This window comes from Pseudomonas sp. S06B 330 (genome assembly GCF_002845275.2).
GTDB lineage: Bacteria > Pseudomonadota > Gammaproteobacteria > Pseudomonadales > Pseudomonadaceae > Aquipseudomonas.
The window spans coordinates 605234-624507 of the sequence record NZ_CP088149.1; the positions used below are offsets into that span (position 1 = coordinate 605234).

General features: G+C 58.6%; 15 protein-coding genes and 1 tRNA gene. 3 read left to right on the top strand and 13 right to left on the bottom strand.

The window, feature by feature from the left end; genetic code table 11:
• Positions 1-45 precede the first annotated feature (45 nt).
• The 5 genes from CX511_RS02815 to rpsU form a co-directional block, all read right to left on the bottom strand.
• Positions 46-122, bottom strand: a tRNA-Ile gene (locus tag CX511_RS02815).
• A gap of 13 nt (positions 123-135) precedes the next feature.
• Positions 136-3879 (bottom strand): bifunctional diguanylate cyclase/phosphodiesterase, encoded by a 3744-nt coding sequence (locus CX511_RS02820; RefSeq protein WP_101293369.1) that lies wholly within the window; start codon positions 3877-3879, stop codon positions 136-138.
• A 127-nt stretch (positions 3880-4006) separates the two neighbouring features.
• A complete protein-coding gene (gene rpoD / locus CX511_RS02825) occupies positions 4007-5854 on the bottom strand; it encodes an RNA polymerase sigma factor RpoD (RefSeq protein WP_045180478.1) in 1848 nt (615 codons plus the stop codon).
• Positions 5855-5921: 67 nt separating this feature from the next.
• Positions 5922-7892, bottom strand: coding sequence for a DNA primase (gene dnaG, locus CX511_RS02830; RefSeq protein WP_045180475.1), 1971 nt, complete (start codon positions 7890-7892; stop codon positions 5922-5924).
• A 305-nt stretch (positions 7893-8197) separates the two neighbouring features.
• Positions 8198-8413: a 30S ribosomal protein S21 gene (gene rpsU, locus CX511_RS02835; RefSeq protein WP_002551877.1), complete on the bottom strand. Its 216-nt coding sequence runs from the start codon at positions 8411-8413 to the stop codon at positions 8198-8200.
• 202 nt (positions 8414-8615) lie between these two features.
• Between rpsU and tsaD the strand changes: the two genes are divergently transcribed.
• Positions 8616-9641 (top strand): tRNA (adenosine(37)-N6)-threonylcarbamoyltransferase complex transferase subunit TsaD, encoded by a 1026-nt coding sequence (gene tsaD, locus CX511_RS02840; RefSeq protein ID WP_101293368.1) that lies wholly within the window; start codon positions 8616-8618, stop codon positions 9639-9641.
• 23 nt (positions 9642-9664) lie between these two features.
• On the opposite strand, the gene plsY is transcribed toward tsaD, so the two are convergent.
• Positions 9665-10234, bottom strand: coding sequence for a glycerol-3-phosphate 1-O-acyltransferase PlsY (gene plsY, locus CX511_RS02845; RefSeq protein ID WP_045180462.1), 570 nt, complete (start codon positions 10232-10234; stop codon positions 9665-9667).
• 74 nt (positions 10235-10308) lie between these two features.
• Between plsY and folB the strand changes: the two genes are divergently transcribed.
• Together folB and folK are read left to right on the top strand one after the other, a co-directional pair.
• Positions 10309-10662: a dihydroneopterin aldolase gene (folB, locus tag CX511_RS02850; RefSeq protein ID WP_045180459.1), complete on the top strand. Its 354-nt coding sequence runs from the start codon at positions 10309-10311 to the stop codon at positions 10660-10662.
• Positions 10653-11162, top strand: coding sequence for a 2-amino-4-hydroxy-6-hydroxymethyldihydropteridine diphosphokinase (gene folK / locus CX511_RS02855; protein ID WP_101293367.1), 510 nt, complete (start codon positions 10653-10655; stop codon positions 11160-11162). Before folB ends, folK begins: the two co-directional genes overlap by 10 nt.
• A gap of 78 nt (positions 11163-11240) precedes the next feature.
• Here the strand turns inward: folK and CX511_RS02860 are convergent, their stop codons facing one another.
• From CX511_RS02860 to apaG, 7 genes are all read right to left on the bottom strand, one after another.
• Positions 11241-12470 (bottom strand): multifunctional CCA addition/repair protein, encoded by a 1230-nt coding sequence (locus tag CX511_RS02860; RefSeq protein WP_101293366.1) that lies wholly within the window; start codon positions 12468-12470, stop codon positions 11241-11243.
• 56 nt (positions 12471-12526) lie between these two features.
• The gene (locus CX511_RS02865) at positions 12527-14089 is read right to left on the bottom strand and encodes a SpoVR family protein (RefSeq protein WP_045180449.1); all 1563 of its coding nucleotides are present in this window, start codon (positions 14087-14089) and stop codon (positions 12527-12529) included.
• A complete protein-coding gene (locus tag CX511_RS02870; RefSeq protein WP_045180446.1) occupies positions 14086-15357 on the bottom strand; it encodes a YeaH/YhbH family protein in 1272 nt (423 codons plus the stop codon). The genes CX511_RS02865 and CX511_RS02870 overlap by 4 nt, the downstream gene beginning before the upstream one ends.
• Before the next feature lie 104 nt (positions 15358-15461).
• A complete protein-coding gene (locus CX511_RS02875) occupies positions 15462-17384 on the bottom strand; it encodes a PrkA family serine protein kinase (protein WP_045180443.1) in 1923 nt (640 codons plus the stop codon).
• 282 nt (positions 17385-17666) lie between these two features.
• Complete coding sequence (glpE, locus tag CX511_RS02880; protein WP_045180440.1) at positions 17667-17996, bottom strand: thiosulfate sulfurtransferase GlpE; 330 nt, start codon at positions 17994-17996, stop codon at positions 17667-17669.
• 13 nt (positions 17997-18009) lie between these two features.
• Positions 18010-18885: a symmetrical bis(5'-nucleosyl)-tetraphosphatase gene (locus CX511_RS02885; protein WP_101293365.1), complete on the bottom strand. Its 876-nt coding sequence runs from the start codon at positions 18883-18885 to the stop codon at positions 18010-18012.
• Positions 18885-19265: a Co2+/Mg2+ efflux facilitator ApaG/CorD gene (gene apaG, locus CX511_RS02890; protein ID WP_045180434.1), complete on the bottom strand. Its 381-nt coding sequence runs from the start codon at positions 19263-19265 to the stop codon at positions 18885-18887. The genes CX511_RS02885 and apaG overlap by 1 nt, the downstream gene beginning before the upstream one ends.
• Positions 19266-19274: the final 9 nt, after the last annotated feature.

A 19274-nucleotide genomic window follows, 5' to 3' on the forward strand; every position in this document is an offset into this window, starting at 1 on the left:
ATGCCGCCAGAAAGCCAAAAGCCGCGCAATGCGCGGCTTTCTATTTGGTGGGCCCACACGGACTTGAACCGTGGACCAAAGGATTATGAGTCCTCTGCTCTAACCAACTGAGCTATAGGCCCCAGTGGTCGCGGATTATAACGAGGGTTTCCAGGCTGTGCCATCCGAAAGATCCGAAACTGCTATACGAAGGAAGGTTGCGGCAAATTCTTCAGCAGGCAGCGGCAGACTGACGATGTAGCCCTGGATCTGTTCGCAACCTTCCGCCGCAAGAAACTGCTGTTGGGCCTGGGTTTCCACGCCTTCGGCAATGATGGTCAATTGCATGCTGCGTCCCAAGGCAATGATTGCCCGGGCGATGGCGGCGTCGTGAGGGTCATCCGGTAACCCACGAATGAACGATTGGTCGATCTTGAGTATGTCCAGCGGCAGGCGCTTGAGGTAGCTCAGCGATGAGTAACCCGTACCAAAGTCGTCGATAGCCAATTGCACGCCCAGGTGCTTGAGCTGGTGGAGGATGGCCAGGGCTTCCTCGGCCTGGCTCATGATGAAGTTCTCGGTGATTTCCAGCTGCAAGTCACCGGCTCTTAGTTGGTGGGTCTTGAGCAACTGCTCTATGCGTTTGATCAGGCTGGGTTGACGCAGCTGGGCACCGGCGAGATTCACCGACAGCGGGCCAAATGCCAGGTAGGTTTGTTTCCAGGCCTGCATTTGTCGACACGCTTGTTCCAGTACCCAGTCACCGAGCTGCAGAATCATGCCGTTCTCTTCGGCCAAGGTAATGAAGTGTTCCGGCGGCACTTCACCGAACAGCGGGTGGGTCCAGCGGATCAGCGCTTCGGCACCGACCAGGCTCTGGGTTTTCAGGCTGAACTTGGGTTGATAGTTCAGGCTCAGTTCATTGCGCTCCAATGCACGACGCAATTCGTGTTCAAGGGCAATGCGTTCGCTGGCCTGGGCTGTGAGGTCACGGGTATAGGACTCGACCCGATTGCGCCCCTTGGCCTTGGACCGATACATCGCCGCATCAGCATTGCGGATCAATGAGGCAACGTCGGTGCCGTCTTGTGGATACAGGCTGGTGCCAATGCTGGCACTGGTAAAGAACTCATGCTCCCCGGCCTGGAAGGGCGCACTGAAGCACGTCAGCAGTTTGTTGGCGATATGGCTGGCGTCGCTGGGTTGGTGCAGGCCAGGCAACAGAATGATGAACTCATCGCCTCCCAGGCGTGCCACGGTGTCGATATCGCGTACCTGTTCTTTCAAGCGTTGGGCGATGCCTTTGAGCAAGAGGTCGCCGACTGGATGGCCAAGACTGTCGTTGATGTGTTTGAAACGGTCCAGGTCCAAAAACAACACCGCACCTTGGCGTTTGGAAGTCTGGGCACAGGTGAGGGCCGCTTGCAGGCGGTTCTCGAACAGGGTGCGGTTGGGCAGGCCTGTGAGTGGGTCGTGGTGCGCCTGGTAGTCAAGTTTCGCCTGGGCATGCTTGAGGCTGGATATGTCGGCAAACACCGCAACAAAGTGGGTTATACCCCGGTCCCTGTTGCGCACGGCACTGATGGTCAACCAACTGGGGTACAGCTCGCCATTTTTGCGGCGGTTATGGATTTCGCCCTGCCAGTGGCCTTCAGCGGTGAGCTGGTGCCACATGGCGGCGTAAAAGGCACTGTCGTGCTGCCCTGAGGCAAGCAGACGCGGAGTTTGCCCCAAGGCTTCGAACTCGCTGTAGCCGGTAATCTCGCTGAAGGCCCGGTTGACGGCACTGATGCGTTGCTCGGTGTCCGTGATCAATACGCCTTCGGCCGTGTTTTCGAACACGGTGGCGGCCAGTTGCAGCTTTTCCTGCATCAGATGCCTTTCAGTGATGTCCCGTGCGATGGTCAACATGCAATCGACCCCGCCTATTGGCAGTGGCCGTGCGGAGAGCTCACACAGGCGTATCTGGCCGTCGCTACGGCGGATATGGCAGCTGAAATCGCGGACAAAGCCGTCTCTTTTCAGCAGTTCAAGCAAGCGCCGTCGTTCATTGAGGTCTACCCACATGCCCAGGTCCAGGGTGGTGTGGTCCAGTGATACATGGCTGTCGTAGCCGGTCAGGCGGCAGAAACCCTCGTTTACTTCAAGCAGCAAGCCATCGCTCTGGCGCGAAAGCAGTAAACCGTCAGGGGAGGCGTGGAAGGCCTTGGCGAACTTCTCTTCGGAGGTTTGCAGCTGTTCTTGGGTTTCTTTGAGTTGGCTGATGTCGCGTACGGTGACGACCAGGGCCGGTGTGCTGTCGAGCTCAAAGGTCTCCGCCGAGATCAGGCCGGTGAACAATTGGCCGTTGCTGCGGCGAAACAGCGTTTCCAAGTTGCTGATACTGCCCGATTGCAGGCGCAGCAGCAGTTCTGGGCCGATCCCATTGACGCCCCAAATACCGAGTTCGCTGGCCGTACGGCCAATGACCTGGGTCGCGCTCAGGCCGATTTGCTCTTCGAAGGCCTCGTTGACCTCTATCAGACAGCCGTCGCTGAGGCGGGCAATCAGCAGAATGTCCGGACACTGCTGGAACACGGAGGCAAACTTCTGCTCCGAGAGTCGCAAGGCATCCTCGGCATTCTTGGTTTCGCTGATATCGATCATCAGCCCGCGCATGACCGGCTTATGCCCGTGTTCGATCAGGCTGACGATATCGCGTACCCAAAGGCTACGGCCATCGGCACGAATCACCCGATACTCAAGGCTATGGTCGCGCCCCGCAGCGGTTTCGCTGTCGCAGTAGGCTTGGGCCCAGAGGGCGTCATCGGCGTGGATGATGCTGCGCCAGAAGCCCGGACGCAGCCATTGGTCCAGTGGATATCCGAGTAAGTCTTCGGCATGAGGCGAAACGTAGTTGTAAGTGAAGTCATTGGCATCCGCTTCCCAGGCGATCGCCGAGAGGCTTTCTACCAGGCCACGGTAGTGATATTCGCTGCTGCGCAGCTCCTGTTCCAAAGCGATTCGTCGAGATATTTCCGAGCTCAGGCGCCTGTTTACTCGAATCACTGCCCCCAGAATCGCCACCAGCAGCAATATGCCGGGCAAGCCGTAGATCAACAGGTCGTACCAGAGCGTCCGGTGATCCAGAACATTACCGACCCAGCGCTCCTGAATCTGGCTGATTTCACCGGGGCTCATGTCGGCCATGACCTTGTCGAGAATGCCAACCAGGATCTTCTGCTCCCGTGGCACAGCCATAGCCAGTTGGTAGCGGTAGGTGGTTTCACCGCTGACATACAGACCGTCGAGTTTGAGCTGGCGCAAGCTCCAGATACTCGAAGCAAGGTCGCCAACCACCGCATCAACTTCGTCGGTAGCCAGCGCCTGTAGGGTCGAGCTGACGTTCGGCAGGGCGACCAGGTTCAAGTCTGGGTGATGGGTGCGCAGCAGTTCATGCGGCGCATAGTTCTCCACGACGGCAACTTTCAGGCCGTAGAGATCTTTTAGAGAGCGTGGCTGCGCCCCGCCTTCATGGGCCAGGATGACGATCGGGAAATCGAGGTAGGGGCGAGAAAAGGCCAGAAACCCCTGACGCTCTGGTGTTGACATGATACCCGGGAGTAAATCCAGCTTGTTCTGGCGTGCTTGCTCAAGAACTGCCGTCCAGCTCGTCGGTTCGATTGGCTTGAAAGTCACGCCCAGTCGTTCCTGAATAAGGGCAATGTAGTCGGCAGCCAATCCCTGGTAGCGACCGTCCGGGTCACGGAATTCAAACGGTGGCCAGGATGCATCAACGCCCAAGCGCAGCTGCGGGTGAGCACTGAGCCAGGCTTGTTCTTCATCGGTCAGGGTCAAGGCGCCGGCCGTTGCACTCCAGAGCAATTGGAGTAGCAACAGAAGGGCCGGCATTCTGGGCATAACGGCCTCGTCGCACGGTTGAACTGATTCGAGTGTAGACGGGCATTTCTGTGAGGGGGGACTGGCGAGCGCGTTAAAACGGTTGATTGCGCAAAAGAAAAACCCCGGCCTGGGCCGGGGTTTGTCATCACTCGTCGAGGAAGGAGCGCAGATGCTCGCTTCGCGTCGGATGGCGCAGCTTGCGCAGCGCCTTGGCTTCAATTTGACGGATCCGTTCACGGGTCACGTCGAACTGCTTGCCGACCTCTTCGAGGGTGTGATCGGTGTTCATGTCGATACCGAATCGCATGCGCAGCACCTTGGCTTCACGTGCGGTCAGACCGGAGAGCACATCACGGGTCGCTTCCTTGAGGCTTTCGACCGTGGCCACATCGATTGGCGACTGCATGGTCGAGTCTTCGATGAAGTCACCCAGATGCGAGTCTTCGTCGTCACCGATCGGGGTTTCCATGGAGATCGGCTCTTTGGCGATCTTCAATACCTTGCGGATCTTGTCCTCAGGCATTTCCATGCGTTCACCCAGCTCTTCCGGGGTCGGTTCGCGACCCATTTCCTGCAACATCTGCCGGGAAATACGGTTGAGCTTGTTGATCGTCTCGATCATGTGCACCGGAATACGGATGGTGCGAGCCTGGTCGGCGATCGAACGGGTGATCGCCTGACGAATCCACCAGGTGGCATAGGTCGAGAACTTGTAACCACGACGGTATTCGAACTTGTCCACCGCCTTCATCAGGCCGATGTTGCCTTCCTGGATCAGGTCGAGGAACTGCAGACCGCGGTTGGTGTACTTCTTGGCGATCGAGATAACCAGACGCAGGTTGGCCTCAACCATCTCTTTCTTCGCCCGACGAGCCTTGGCTTCACCGATCGACATGCGACGGTTGATGTCCTTGATCTCGGCGATAGTCAGACCGGTTTCGGTTTCCAGGTCGATCAGCTTCTGCTGGCAAGCAACGATCGCGTCGTTTTTCTCGCCCAGCGCGGCCGCCCACTTGGTGCTGCGCTTGGACAGATCGCCGCTCCAGGTCTGGTCGGTTTCGTTGCTCGGGAACAGACGCAGGAAGTCAGCGCGTGGCATGCGTGCGTCACGGACACACAGTTGCATGATTGCGCGTTCTTGCTGACGCAGACGATCCAGAGCGCTGCGAACACGTTCGACCAGTACTTCGAACTGCTTTGGCACCAGCTTGATCGGCATGAACAGCTCTGCCAGTTCAAGCATCGCCTTGAGGCTGTCCTTGTGCTGGCGACCGTTCTTTTTCAGCACTTTGAGGGTAGCGTTCAGTTGTTCCTGAACGGCACCAAAGCGCTGCTGGGCAACGACTGGATCGGGACCGCTTTCGGTTTCCTCTTCCTCTTCGTCACTTTCTTTCTCTTCCTCGTCGTCATCAGCATCGGTTTTGGCCGGTGCTTTCGGGTCGACAGGCGGCGGTACTTCGGCCGGCGGCGCGATGCCGTCATCCGGGTCGATGTAGCCGCTGAGCACGTCCGACAGGCGGCCGCCTTCGGCGGTCACACGGTCGTATTCGCTGAGAATGTAGTCGACAGTACCCGGGAAGTGGGCGATAGCGCCCATGACTTCGCGAATACCTTCTTCGATACGCTTGGCGATTTCGATCTCGCCTTCGCGGGTCAGCAGCTCGACGGTACCCATTTCACGCATGTACATGCGCACTGGGTCAGTCGTGCGACCGATATCGGTTTCCACAGCCGCCAACGCTGCCGCAGCTTCTTCAGCTGCTGCTTCGTCGGTATCGGCTTCGGCCAACAAAAGGGCATCCGCATCCGGAGCACTCTCGAATACGTTGATCCCCATGTCGTTGATCATGCGGATGATGTCTTCCACCTGCTCAGGATCTGAAATATCCTCTGGCAGATGGTCGTTGACCTCCGCGTAAGTCAGGTAGCCCTGCTCACGACCGCGGGTGATCAACTCTTTGATGCGAGACTGCTGTTGCGCTTTTCCGGACATAACACCCTATCCACTGAAGGTCTTGGCGGGCAAAAAACAAGCCGAGGATTATACCCGAGCTAGGACCTCACGCGCCAGTTGAGGTCGGGGTTTGTGCGGGAACATTCCGGCTTAACAGGTCGCGCAGCTGATTTTTCTCCTCTGCGCTCAACTCACTTTGACGTGCTTTCCTGAGCAGATGTTCCAGGCTTCGCTCGCGTTGGCGAGCGGACAAGCTAGTTATAGTGTCGAAAAACTGTTGTTCAAGGTTATCGGCATCGATCAGCCATTCCTTTTCCGCTAATGCCCGCAGTAGACGACCTTGTTCGGTGCCATGCCAGCGAGCGATCAGTTGTAGTGAGCGTAGCTCAGGATTCTTTTGCAACGCTTCGAGCAGGGCCACCAGTAGCTGGGCGTAGACGTGTTCTTCGGCCGCAAAGTGGCCGGCATCTTCGACCTTTTTAGCGAGCTGCGGATGGTGAAGTAAGGTGCGCAAAGCGCTCAAGGTCGGCGGTTCTACCGAGGTTGGCACTCGTGGCGGGGCGTCTTGGCGTTGGCCGTTGCGCTCCCAGGGTTTGCCTTTCTTGTCCCAGGGTTTGCCTTCCCACTTCTTCTTCCCGCCCTTGTTCGGTGTCCACGGTTGTTGCGCCGGTGCGTACTCGGGTTGGTGAAAGTCACTGTAATCCGGCGTGTAGTCGGGAATGGCATCGTAATCGATGCCTGGGTCGTAACTGGGCGGCGCTTCAACCGGGGCACTATGACTTAGTTGCTCGACCTGTTGGTTATCGAGCCCAGTGATTTCTTTGAGGCGATTACGCATCAGTGCGCGCAGGTTGGCGCCGGGCACTTTTTCGATCAACGGTGCTGCCAGGGTGGCCATATGGGCCTTTCCCTCCAGCGAGCGCGGGTCGGCTTCTTCGGTCAACTGCTGGAAAAAGTAGTCGGCCAGGGGTTGGGCGTGCTGATTGATGCGGGCTCGGAAGGCGTCAGTGCCTTCGGCACGAATCAGGGTGTCCGGGTCTTCGCCTTCGGGCAGGAATAAAAAGCGAGCCTTGCGGCCGTCTTGCAGGCTCGACAGGGCTGATTCGAGTGCGCGCCAGGCGGCGTTTCGGCCAGCCTGGTCGCCGTCAAAGCAGAACAACACACTAGGCACTACACGAAACAGGCGCTTGAGGTGCTCTTCGCTGGTGGCCGTGCCCAAGGTCGCCACGGCATTGCGCAGGCCTTGCTGGGCCAGGGCGATGACGTCCATGTAGCCTTCAACCACGATGATTTCATCGAGATTGCGGTTGAACTTACGCGCTTCGTAAAGCCCGTAGAGCTCCTGGCCTTTATGGAATACCGGGGTTTCCGGGGAGTTCAGGTACTTGGGTTTGTCGTCGCCAAGCACCCGGCCACCGAAGGCGATGACCCGGCCGCGACTGTCACGGATCGGGAACATGACCCGGTCACGGAAGCGATCGTAACGCTTGCCGGACTCGGCATTTTCAATCAGTAGGCCGGCATCGATCATGGCTTTCTGTTGCAGGGTGTCACTGCTCAAGTGCTTGAACAGGTTGTCCCAGCCGGGCGGGGCATAGCCCAAGCCGAAATCCCGCGCAATTTCACCGGACAGGCCGCGGCCTTTGAGGTATTCCACCGCCGAGCGGCGCGTCGGGTGGCTTTTCAGTGCCTGACGGTAAAACTCGGCGGCTGCTTCCAGCAGCGGATATAGCGGCGAGTCGGTGGGCTGCCGAGGCTTTTGCCCGCGGCTACCTTCCTCGCGAGGGACTTCCATGCCTGCGGCCTTGGCCAGTTCCTCGACAGCCTGGGGGAAATCCAGGTTGTCGTGGTCCATGATGAAGCCAAGGGCGTTGCCGCCCGCACCGCAGCCGAAGCAGTAGTAGAACTGCTTGTCGGGGCTGACGCTGAAGGACGGGGTTTTTTCCTTATGGAACGGGCAGCAGGCAGTGAGGTTCTTACCGGCTTTTTTCAGTTGCACGCGCGAACTCACCACATCGACGATGTCGGTACGGTTGAGGAGGTCGTCGATGAAACTTTGGGGAATCAGCCCGGCCATGGCACTCTCATCATCAGGCGATAAGCAAGTGTAATCGCTAATGCTGCGGGAACGGCTGCGCGTTCGAGCGATGTCGAATGGCGTAACACAAAATTCGGAAAGACGTGCTCGTCGGTAGCCGGTGAAGGCTCGTCAGTAATGACGTGCACAGCTGGCGTTGAGGCCAGTTCTGACGATTCAGGCAGGTTGTCCGCATTACCAGGGTAATGGGACGCCTCGGACCCGAGGGTCTGAGGGTCAAGCAACGACTGCCGGCAGCCCGGCTTTAGGCCGGGCGAGGCAGAAGCTTGCGACGGGCGTCTGTATTAGTACAGGCGAACGGCGCGGCGCTGTTCGCGCTGAACTTTCTTGGCGTGACGTTTAACAGCGGCTGCTGCTTTGCGCTTACGCTCAGAAGTCGGCTTCTCGTAAAATTCGCGGCTACGAACTTCAGCCAGAACACCGGCTTTTTCGCAGGAGCGCTTGAAACGACGCAGAGCTACGTCGAAGGGTTCATTCTCTTTAACTTTGACGGCTGGCATCCAGAGCTACCTTCATTCATTACCGGGGGTCAACGAACTCGTGGCAAAACTGTGCACTGGAGAACGTCGGTTTTTAAGGGTTGCGGATGTTAACCCTTAGCCAGCCGGAATGCAAAGCCTCTGATCGAAAACCGCTGGTCGGCACCGGGAGTGGGGACTATCATGCGCGCCTTCGAATTCAGCCTCCACAAGGCGCAGACCCATGCTAGTACTGGGATTAGAAACATCCTGCGACGAAACCGGCGTCGCATTATACGACAGTGAACGCGGTCTTTTGGCCGATGCATTGTTCAGTCAGATCGACCTGCACCGTGCCTATGGCGGCGTGGTGCCGGAGCTGGCCTCGCGAGATCACGTCAAGCGTATGCTGCCGTTGATCCGCCAGGTGCTGGCTGAGGCCGACTGTGTCGCTACCGAAATTGATGCCATTGCCTATACCGCCGGCCCCGGGCTGGTTGGCGCGCTGCTGGTGGGGGCGTCCTGCGCCCAGGCCCTGGCGTTCGCCTGGGGTATTCCGGCGTTGGGCGTGCATCACATGGAAGGTCATTTGCTCGCACCGATGCTCGAGGAGCAGCCGCCAGAGTTTCCGTTCGTCGCTTTGCTGGTGTCCGGTGGGCATACCCAGTTGGTGCGCGTGGATGGCATTGGCCGTTATGAGCTGCTGGGCGAAACCCTTGATGATGCTGCAGGCGAAGCCTTCGACAAGACCGCCAAACTGATGGGTCTCAATTATCCGGGTGGCCCGGAAATCGCCCGTCTGGCCACTCAGGGTGTCCCTGGGCGGTTCGTGTTCCCACGGCCGATGACTGATCGTCCGGGCCTGGACTTCAGCTTCAGCGGCCTCAAGACCTTTGCCCTGAACACTTGGCAGCAGTGTCAGAAGGCTGGAGACGACGGCGAGCAAACTCGTTGCGACGTGTCGCTAGCCTTCCAGCAGGCGGTGGTGGAGACTCTGACCATCAAGTGCAAGCGCGCTTTGAAGCAGACTGGCCTGAAGCGGTTGGTGATCGCCGGTGGCGTCAGTGCGAACAAGGCGCTGCGGTCCTCGTTGGAAGAGATGCTCGCGGGCATCAAGGGCAATGTCTACTACGCCCGCCCGCAGTTCTGCACCGACAACGGCGCCATGATCGCTTATGCCGGTTGCCAGCGGTTGGCTGCGGGGCAGCAGGAAAGCCTGGCGATCAGCGTGCAGGCGCGCTGGCCGATGGAGCAGTTGGCACCGCTGTGATCAGCGGTGCTCATGCAGATGATTCAGAAATGCCGTTCGCGACCGGCGAAAAGGTCGCGTAGATTGCCGCGGTGGCGCCACACGATCAGCACTGTCAGCACGCTGATTGGCAGTAGCGCTTCTGGCTCGCGCCAGGCAAGCAGCGGCAGGGTTAGAGGCGTGGCGATCAACGCCGCCAGTGAGCTGGTGCGGGTCAGGTAGAAGGTCAGTAGCCAGGCGCTGATGGCCAGCAGTGCTGCCGGTGGGTAAAGGCCCAGCAGCAAGCCGGCGGCGGTAGCGACACCTTTACCGCCACGGAAGCAGAAGTACACCGGGAACAGATGGCCGATGACTGCGCACAAGCCGATCCAGGCTTGTTGTTGCAGATCAAGGCCGGCAAGACTGGCGATCAGCACCGGCAACAAGCCTTTGCACAGGTCGCCAAGCAGGGTCAGGACCGCCAGTTTGCGGCCGGCCAGGCGCAGCATGTTGGTTGCACCGGCATTGCCAGAACCGCTCATGCGCGGGTCCGGGCTGCCAGAGAGGCGGCTAAGGAGAATGGCAAAGGACAGCGAGCCAAGCAGGTAGGCGAGCAGCGCCAGTAACCAAAACATGCTAACTATTCCGGGCGAGGACGCCCTGATTCTAACGGCGCCAGTCGCCCTTGTCGTGCAGTGGAGAGAAGTGCTTGGACAGAGTGTTCATCGAAGGCCTGGAAGTTGATACCGTCATCGGTGCCTATGACTGGGAGCGTGGGATTCGCCAGTGCCTGCGTCTGGACCTGCGTTTTGCCTGGGATAACCGTCCGGCAGCGGCGGGGGACGACCTCACGCTGGCGTTGGACTACGCTAGCGTCAGCGCGCGTATCCAGGCATTTGCCGAACAATCCGAGTTTCAGCTGGTCGAGACGTTTGCCGAACGTCTGGCGGCGGTGTTGATGAGTGAGTTTCAAATCCCTTGGCTGCAACTCAAACTGACCAAGCCCGGTGCTGTAGCAGCCGCCACAGGCGTGGGTGTGGAGATTGAGCGCGGATGTCTCTAAACCGGGTATACCTTGGTCTTGGCAGTAATGTCGAGCGTGAACAGCACCTGTGTGCGGGGCTGGATGCGCTGGCTGGTTTTCTCCAGGACATGCGCTGTTCGGCAGTGTTTGAGAGCCAGGCGGTAGGAATCAAGAGTGGTCCATTCTTCAATCTGGTGGTTACTGGGTTGACTGACTTGCCCTTGATGGAGCTGGACCGTCGACTCAAGTTCATTGAGGCCGACAACGGTCGGTACGCTCCCGAACGTAAGGGCCTGCCGCTGGATATCGATGTACTGATGTACAACGATCTGCATGGCAGCTTTGACGGCCTGGTGCTGCCTCGGGCCGAGATTCTCAAGAACGCGTTCGTGCTGTGGCCGCTGTCATTGATTGCGCCACAACTGGTGCATTCGGGGGTAGGCAAAACCATGGCCCAGCTGTGGGCTGAGGCGCATATTGATCAGGTCCTGGCGCCAGTTCCGTTTGAGTGGCGCGGGCAGCAATTAACCGGTCTTTGACGCCTGTTCGCGGATGATGCCGGCTCCCAGCGGTTCACGTGTGAGCCGGCCTTGCCTGCGAAGCGAATACCACGCGCTTCAGCTGAGGGCGCTGTCCTTGTAGGTCTGCAGCGCCTTCAAACGTTCTACTTTGAGCGCCTCGCCCAGGGCCTGCCCGGTCAGCCCACTCTGTACCAGTGGCTGTACTTGCACCGCTCTGGCTGCTGCTGCCGCACCGCGCAGGTAATCCGCCTGTGGATAATCCCGCTGCTCCAGCCCCTTGCGCCCTCGCGCGTCCATTTCGCAAGCGGCAATGAACTCCTCGAAGCGCTGTGGGCGGCGATAAACATCGAACCGTTGCAATAACTCAAGCAGGGTCGAGGCCTTGAGCTCCAAGGCGCGGTGACAATGGGTATGGTACTCACCGACCAGTAGTGCCAGCTCTTGGCAGTCGCGCGGCACCTTGAAGCGTTGGTTGACCGCATTGATCAGCTTCAGGCCGCGCTGCTCGTGAGCGATATGTCGTGGCCATTGCGACTCAGGTGTGGTGCCCTTGCCCAGATCATGCAGCAAGCAGGCCCAGCGCACCGTCAACGGTTGCTGGTGCTGTGCAGCTTGTTCGAGGACCGATAGAGTATGGATGCCGCTGTCGATTTCTGGATGGTGGGCCGCCGGTTGCGGGACGCCAAACAATGCATCCAATTCAGGCATCAGCTCCTTCAGGGCGCCGCAATCGCGCAGCACCTGGATGAACACCTGGGGTTTATCTTCCATCAGCGCCCGGGCGATTTCCTTCCAGCTGCGTTCGGCGGTGAGCGCTTGCAGCTCGCCGGATTCGCTGAGCTGACGCATCAGTTCGACGGTTTCTTCGGCTACCGTGAAGCCCAGCCCGGCGTAACGCGCGGCGAACCGTGCCACGCGCAGGACCCGCAAAGGATCTTCGGCGAACGCCGGGGATACATGGCGCAAAATGCGGTCTTCAAGGTCTTTCTGGCCATGATAGGGATCACTGACAATACCCTGCTCATCCTCGGCCATGGCGTTGATGGTCAGATCGCGGCGGATCAGGTCCTCTTCGAGGGTGACCTCGGGGCTGGCATGAAAGGTGAATCCGCCATAACCGCGGCCGCTCTTGCGCTCGGTGCGCGCCAGCGCGTACTCCTCGCCGCTTTGGGGGTGGATGAAGACCGGAAAGTCGGCACCGACAGGTCTATAGCCCAGTGCCTGCATCTGCTCTGCGCTAGCGCCGACCACGACCCAGTCGATATCACTGACCGGCTGCCCGAGCAGGCGGTCCCGTACGGCACCGCCGACTTTGTAGATCTGCATGTAAATCCTCCGTTGATGCCACAGGATACCCTGTCTGACAGCAACGGAGGACCGGTCTACAGGTGCACCACCGCCAAGTCCAGGCGACCATACTCGGCGTCGCCATGCTCGCCCTTGGGCGGCACGTGGTGGGTCTTCATGATCTGTTCGCCCTGCAGGGTTTCCAGGTGGATATCGAAGCCCCACAGGCGATGCAGATGCTTGAGAACCTCCTCGGTCGAGTCGCCCAATGGTTTGCGATCATGTTGCTGGTGGCGCAGGGTCAGCGAGCGGTCGCCGCGGCGGTCGATGCTCCAGATCTGTACGTTGGGTTCACGGTTGCCCAGGTTGTACTGAGCGGCCAGGGTTTCGCGGATGATCCGGTAGCCGCTTTCGTCATGAATGGCCGGCACCAGCAGGTCATCGCGCTGGTCGTCATCAAGGATGCTGAACAGCTTGAGGTCGCGGATCACGGTAGGTGACAGATACTGCAGGATAAAGCTCTCGTCCTTGAAGCTGCTCATGGCGAACTTGATGGTCGACAGCCAGTCGCTGCCGGCAATATCCGGGAACCAGCGACGGTCCTCTTCAGTGGGGTGCTCGCACATGCGCCGTATGTCGCGGTACATGGCAAAACCCAGGGCATAGGGGTTGATGCCGCTGTAGTAGGGGCTGTCGAAGCCAGGCTGGAACACCACGCTGGTGTGCGACTGCAAAAACTCCATCATGAAGCCTTCGGTGACCAGGCCTTCGTCGTACAGGTCGTTCATCAGAGTGTAGTGCCAGAAGGTCGCCCAGCCTTCGTTCATTACCTGGGTCTGCCGTTGTGGGTAAAAGTACTGGGCAATCTTGCGCACGATGCGCACGATCTCGCGCTGCCAGGGCTCGAGCAGCGGGGCGTGTTTTTCGATGAAATAGAGAATGTTTTCCTGGGGTTCAGCCGGAAAACGGGCGTTGTCACGGTCGCTGTTCTTGTCAGCGCCTTTAGGAATGGTTCGCCACAGGTCGTTGATCTGCTTTTGCAGGTGCTCTTCCCGTTCCTTCTGCCGGCGCCGCTCCTCTTCGGCGGAAATCGGATACGGACGCTTGTAGCGGTCAACGCCGTAGTTCATCAGTGCGTGGCAAGAGTCGAGCAGGTCTTCTACGGCATCGATGCCGTGGCGCTCTTCGCACTGGGTGATGTACTGCTTGGCAAACACCAGGTAGTCGATGATCGAGCTGGCGTCGGTCCAGGTTCGGAACAGGTAATTACCCTTGAAAAAGCTGTTGTGGCCGTAGCAAGCATGGGCAACCACCAAGGCCTGCATGCAGATGGTGTTTTCTTCCATCAGGTAGGCAATGCACGGGTCGGAGTTGATCACGATCTCATAGGCCAGGCCCATCTGGCCCCGGCTGTAGGATTTCTCAGTGCTGAGGAAGTGTTTGCCGTAGGACCAATGGTGGTAGCCCAGTGGCATGCCGACGGAGGCATAGGCATCCATCATCTGCTCGGCGGTGATCACTTCAATCTGGTTGGGGTAAGTGTCCAGGGCATAGCGCTCGGCCAGGCGGCTGATTTCCCGGTCATAGGCCTGGATCAGTTCGAATGTCCATTCGGACCCGGTAGAAATGGGTTGGCGCTTCTGCTCTCTAGCGGTCATGTCACTAACCTGCGCTGGAAGAGTTCACGGAAGACCGGATAGATATCGCCGGCCGACACCAGCTGTTGCTGGGCGAATGTATCGGCAAAGGCTTCACCGATACGCTCATACTCGTACCACAATGCCTGATGTTCGCGAGGGGTGATCTCAACGTAAGTGTAGTACTGGACGAACGGCATGATTTGCTTGGTCAGGATCTCGCGGCAGATCGGTGAGTCGTCGTTCCAGTTGTCGCCATCCGAGGCCTGGGCCGCGTAAATATTCCACTCATTGGCCGGGTAGCGCTCGGCCATGATCTCCTGCATCAGCTTCAGTGCGCTGGAGACAATGGTGCCGCCGGTTTCTCGGGAATAGAAAAACTCCTCTTCGTCGACTTCGCGGGCGCTGGTGTGGTGGCGGATGAACACCACTTCGATTTTGTCGTAGTTACGCTTGAGGAACAGGTACAGGAGGATGAAAAAGCGTTTGGCAATGTCTTTGGTAGCTTGGGTCATGGACCCGGAAACATCCATCAGGCAAAACATCACTGCTTTGGAGCTGGGATTGGGTTGCTTGATCAGCAGGTTGTATTTGAGGTCAAAGGTATCGAGGAAGGGAACACGGTTGATGCGTGCACTCAATCGTTCTATTTCGGTTTCAATTTCCTGAATATCGCCGAAGTTGTCTGGTTCTTCCCGTTTCAGTCGCGCCAGTTCCTCTTGTGCTAAGCGCAGTTTGGCGCGGCTGCTGCCGGACAAGGCGATGCGTCGGGCATGGGCCGAGCGCAAGGTGCGGATGATGTTGATACGGGATGGGTTGCCTTCATTGCTGATGCCCGCGCGGACGGTCTTGAAGGTGTCGGTGCCAGCCAGGTGGCGTTTGACCAGGTTGGGTAGCTCCAGGTCTTCGAACATGAACTCGAGAAACTCCTCCTGAGTGATCTGGAAGACGAATTCGTCCATGCCTTCACCGGAGTTCCCGGCCTTGCCACGCCCACCGCCACCGCCACCACCCTGCGGCCGGGCGATGTGCTCGCCAGCGGTGAACTCCTTGTTGCCGGGATGGACCACGGTCTGTTTGCCGCCGCGGCCATGATGAAGCACCGGCTCGTCGATATCGCGACCGGGTATGCTGATCTGCTCGCCATGCTCCATGTCGGTAATGGAGCGGCGACTTACGGCCTCCTCGACGGCTTTCTTGATGTGGTCACGGTATCGCCGCAGGAAACGCTGGCGGTTGACCGTGCTCTTGTTCTTGCCGTTCAGGCGTCGGTCGATCACATAGCTCATAGGCCCCTCCGGGGAGCTGAAGACTCAAGCTTCAAGCCGCAAGCTGGGCCAGGCGGCTCACGTGTGCCTGGCTTAGTGCTTGCGGCTTGCCACTTACAGCTCGGTCACTGCGACTTTCTGACCCGCAGGTACCATTCCGAGAGCAGCCGAACTTGCTTGTCTGTGTAACCGCGTTCCACCATTCGGGTGACGAAGTCGTTGTGTTTCTGTTGATCCTCTTTGCTGGCTTTGGCGTTGAAGCTGATGACGGGCAGCAGGTCTTCGGTGTTGGAGAACATTTTCTTCTCGATCACCACCCGCAGTTTTTCATAGCTGAGCCAGGTTGGATTCTTGCCGTTGTTGTTGGCACGGGCACGCAGCACGAAGTTGACGATTTCGTTGCGGAAGTCTTTCGGGTTGCTGATGCCAGCGGGCTTCTCGATTTTCTCCAGCTCTTCGTTCAGCGCAATACGGTTGAGAATTTCGCCCGTTTCCGGGTCGCGGTATTCCTGGTCCTGAATCCAGAAGTCGGCGTAAAGCACGTAGCGGTCGAAAATGTTCTGGCCGTACTCGCTGTAGGACTCAAGGTAAGCGGTCTGGATTTCCTTGCCGATGAACTCGATGTAGCGCGGCGCCAGGTACTCTTTGAGGTAACGCAGGTAGCGCTCGCGCACCTCTGCCGGGAACTGTTCCTGTTCGATTTGCTGCTCCAATACATAGAGCAAGTGCACCGGGTTGGCGGCGATCTCGTGTGGGTCGAAGTTGAAGACTTTCGACAAGATCTTGAAAGCAAACCGGGTCGACAGGCCATTCATCCCTTCATCGACACCCGCCGCATCGCGGTATTCCTGAATCGACTTGGCCTTGGGGTCGGTGTCCTTGAGATTTTCGCCGTCATACACGCGCATTTTCGAATAGATATTCGAGTTTTCCGGCTCTTTCAGGCGGGAGAGCACGGTGAACTGGGCAAGCATTTTCAGGGTGTCAGGTGCGCAGTGGGCCTTGGCCAGCGAACTGTTGAACAGCAGCTTGTCGTAGATCTTGATCTCATCGCTGACCCGCAGGCAGTACGGCACTTTGACGATGTAGATCCGGTCAATGAACGCCTCGTTGTTCTTGTTGTTGCGAAAGCTGTGCCATTCCGATTCGTTGGAGTGGGCCAGCAGGATCCCGGAGTAGGGGATTGCACCGAGGCCTTCGGTACTGTTGTAGTTACCTTCTTGGGTGGCGGTCAGTAATGGGTGCAGAACCTTGATCGGCGCCTTGAACATCTCGACGAATTCCATTAGGCCCTGGTTGGCCCGGCACAGCGCGCCCGAATAGCTGTAGGCGTCGGCGTCGTTCTGTGGGTATTCCTCGAGCTTGCGGATATCGACCTTACCGACCAGAGCCGAAATATCCTGGTTGTTTTCGTCACCCGGCTCGGTCTTGGCCACGGCGATCTGGTTGAGAATCGAGGGGTAGAGTTTGACCACTTTGAACTGGCTGATGTCGCCCCCGAACTCGGCCAGGCGCTTGGTCGCCCAAGGCGACATGATGGTGTTCAGGTAACGCCGCGGAATACCGAAGTCTTCTTCCAGAATCGCGCCGTCTTCTGCGGCGTTGAACAGCCCTAAAGGCGACTCGAACACCGGCGAGCCCTTGATGGCATAGAAGGGCACCTTTTCCATCAGTTGCTTGAGCTTTTCGGCCAGCGACGACTTACCGCCACCGACAGGACCGAGCAGATAGAGGATCTGTTTCTTCTCTTCCAGACCTTGGGCGGCATGACGGAAGTAGGAGACGATCTGATCGATGCACTCCTCCATGCCATGGAAGTCTTCGAAGGCTGGATAGCGACGGATCACCTTGTTGGAGAAGATTCGCGACAGCCTGGAGTTGTTCGAGGTATCGACCAGTTCCGGCTCACCGATGGCCATCAACAGGCGTTCGGACGCTGACGCGTAAGCACTGCGATCGCTTTTGCAGAGCTCAAGGTACTCTTGCAGCGAAAGTTCTTCCTGACGGGTGGACTCGAAACGTTGTTGGAAGTGGCTAAAAATACTCATGACGTCACCTCGCTCGATACGTGGAGCCGACGCCGGATCAGTCAGCTGATGCTGGCATGCAATCGGCACTGCCGATTGCTGTATACCCCCCAGAACACCTGTAAAGTCGCTACCGATGACCCGCACGCCGGTGTACCGGCTCTCCCCTTTTTGGATGGCCTGGGCTTAAGGATAGTTCGTTCTCGGCGAGGTCAAGGGCGGTTGGATGAATTGTTCGTCGCGACCGTTCGTCAGGTCAGGCGCGAGCCCGCACAGGACGCGGGCTGCAGGAATTGAAAAAAATTATTCAGCAGTGCCTTGAGCGGTTTCCGCGGGGTAGGTACCGCGCCACAGCTCGAAGCCGCCGTCCAGGCTGTAGACGTCGGAAAAGCCCTGACTGATCAGGTAGGCAGCGGCACTCTGGCTGGAGTTGCCGTGATAGCAGACCACCACCGTTGGCGCATCCAGATCGGCGCCACGAATGAAGTCCGCGACCGAATGATTGTCCAGATGCTTCGAGCCTGTGATGTGCAGGGCGGCATAGGTTTGCGGGTCGCGAATATCGACCACGACCGCACCTTGTTCGCGCAGGGCTTGGGCCTGTTCGGGAGGGATGCGTTTGAATTCGCTCATGGGACAGTTTCCTTCAGGACTGGTCGTTCATTCTAGCCGCTTGTGCGGGCTCAGGCTGCGCTCGGGGCGTGCCTTCGTCGGTGCATTCGCAGCGATACATAGCGCCGCTGTCGACGTTATACAGGGTCATGGCGCCGCCCCATACGCAGCCGGTGTCCAGGGCAACGACATCGGGCGCATTGCAGCGGCCTTCCAGCGCGGCCCAGTGGCCGAAGATGATTTTCACGTGCCGCGAGCGGCGACCTTTATGGGCGAACCATGGCTTGTAGCCAGGTGGTGCAGTATCGGCGCCTTCCTTGCCTTTGAGGTCGAGCTTGCCCTCGCTGGTGCAAAAGCGCATGCGGGTGAAGTAGTTGGTAATTACGCGCAAGCGGGCAGTGCCGCTCAAATCCTTGCTCCATTTGTTCGGCTCATTGCCGTACATGCCGTCGAGGTAGGGTTTGAGGCGGTTGTCGTCACGCAGCACTTCTTCCACTTCGCCAGCCAGCTCCAGGGCCTTTCCCAGGGTCCACTGCGGTGGAATGCCGGCATGCACCAAGGCCACGCCGCGTTGTTCGTCATAGTGCAGCAGCTTTTGCTGGCGCAGCCAGTCAAGCAGTTCCCCCGCATCCGGAGCGTCGAGAATCTCGCGCAGGGTGTCGTTTTTCTTCAGTCGCTCGATGTTGTGCCAGGCGGCTAGCAGGTGCAGATCGTGGTTGCCTAGCACGCACACCAGTGACTCGCGCATGGCATACAGAAAACGCAGCGTCGCCAATGACTCCGGGCCACGGTTGACCAGGTCGCCCACTAGCCACAGGCGGTCAATGGTGGGGTTGAAATTGACGCGCTCAAGCAGGCACTTCAGCGGTTGCAGGCAGCCTTGCAGGTCACCCACTGCATAGACCGCCATCAGTGCAAGGCTCCAGGAACAGCCAGGCGGAAGGGGGCAATGTCGGCGTCGAAGCGTTTACCGTCTTCGGCGATCATCTGATAAGAACCCTGCATGGTGCCGACGGTGGTGCTGATCACTGCACCGCTGCTGTAAGTGTGGCTTTTGCCGGGTTCGATCAGCGGTTGCTGGCCGATCACGCCGGCGCCTTTTACTTCCTCGACCTGGCCATCGCCATTGGTAATCAACCAGTGGCGCGACAGCAGTTTGGCTGGCAACGAGCCGTTATTTTTTACGGTGATGGTGTAGGCGAAGGCGAAACGGTCGTTTTCGGGTTCGGATTGTTCTTTGAGAAAGCGGGTCACGACGCTGACGTCGATCTGATAGCGGGGATCTGACATGCAAGGGGC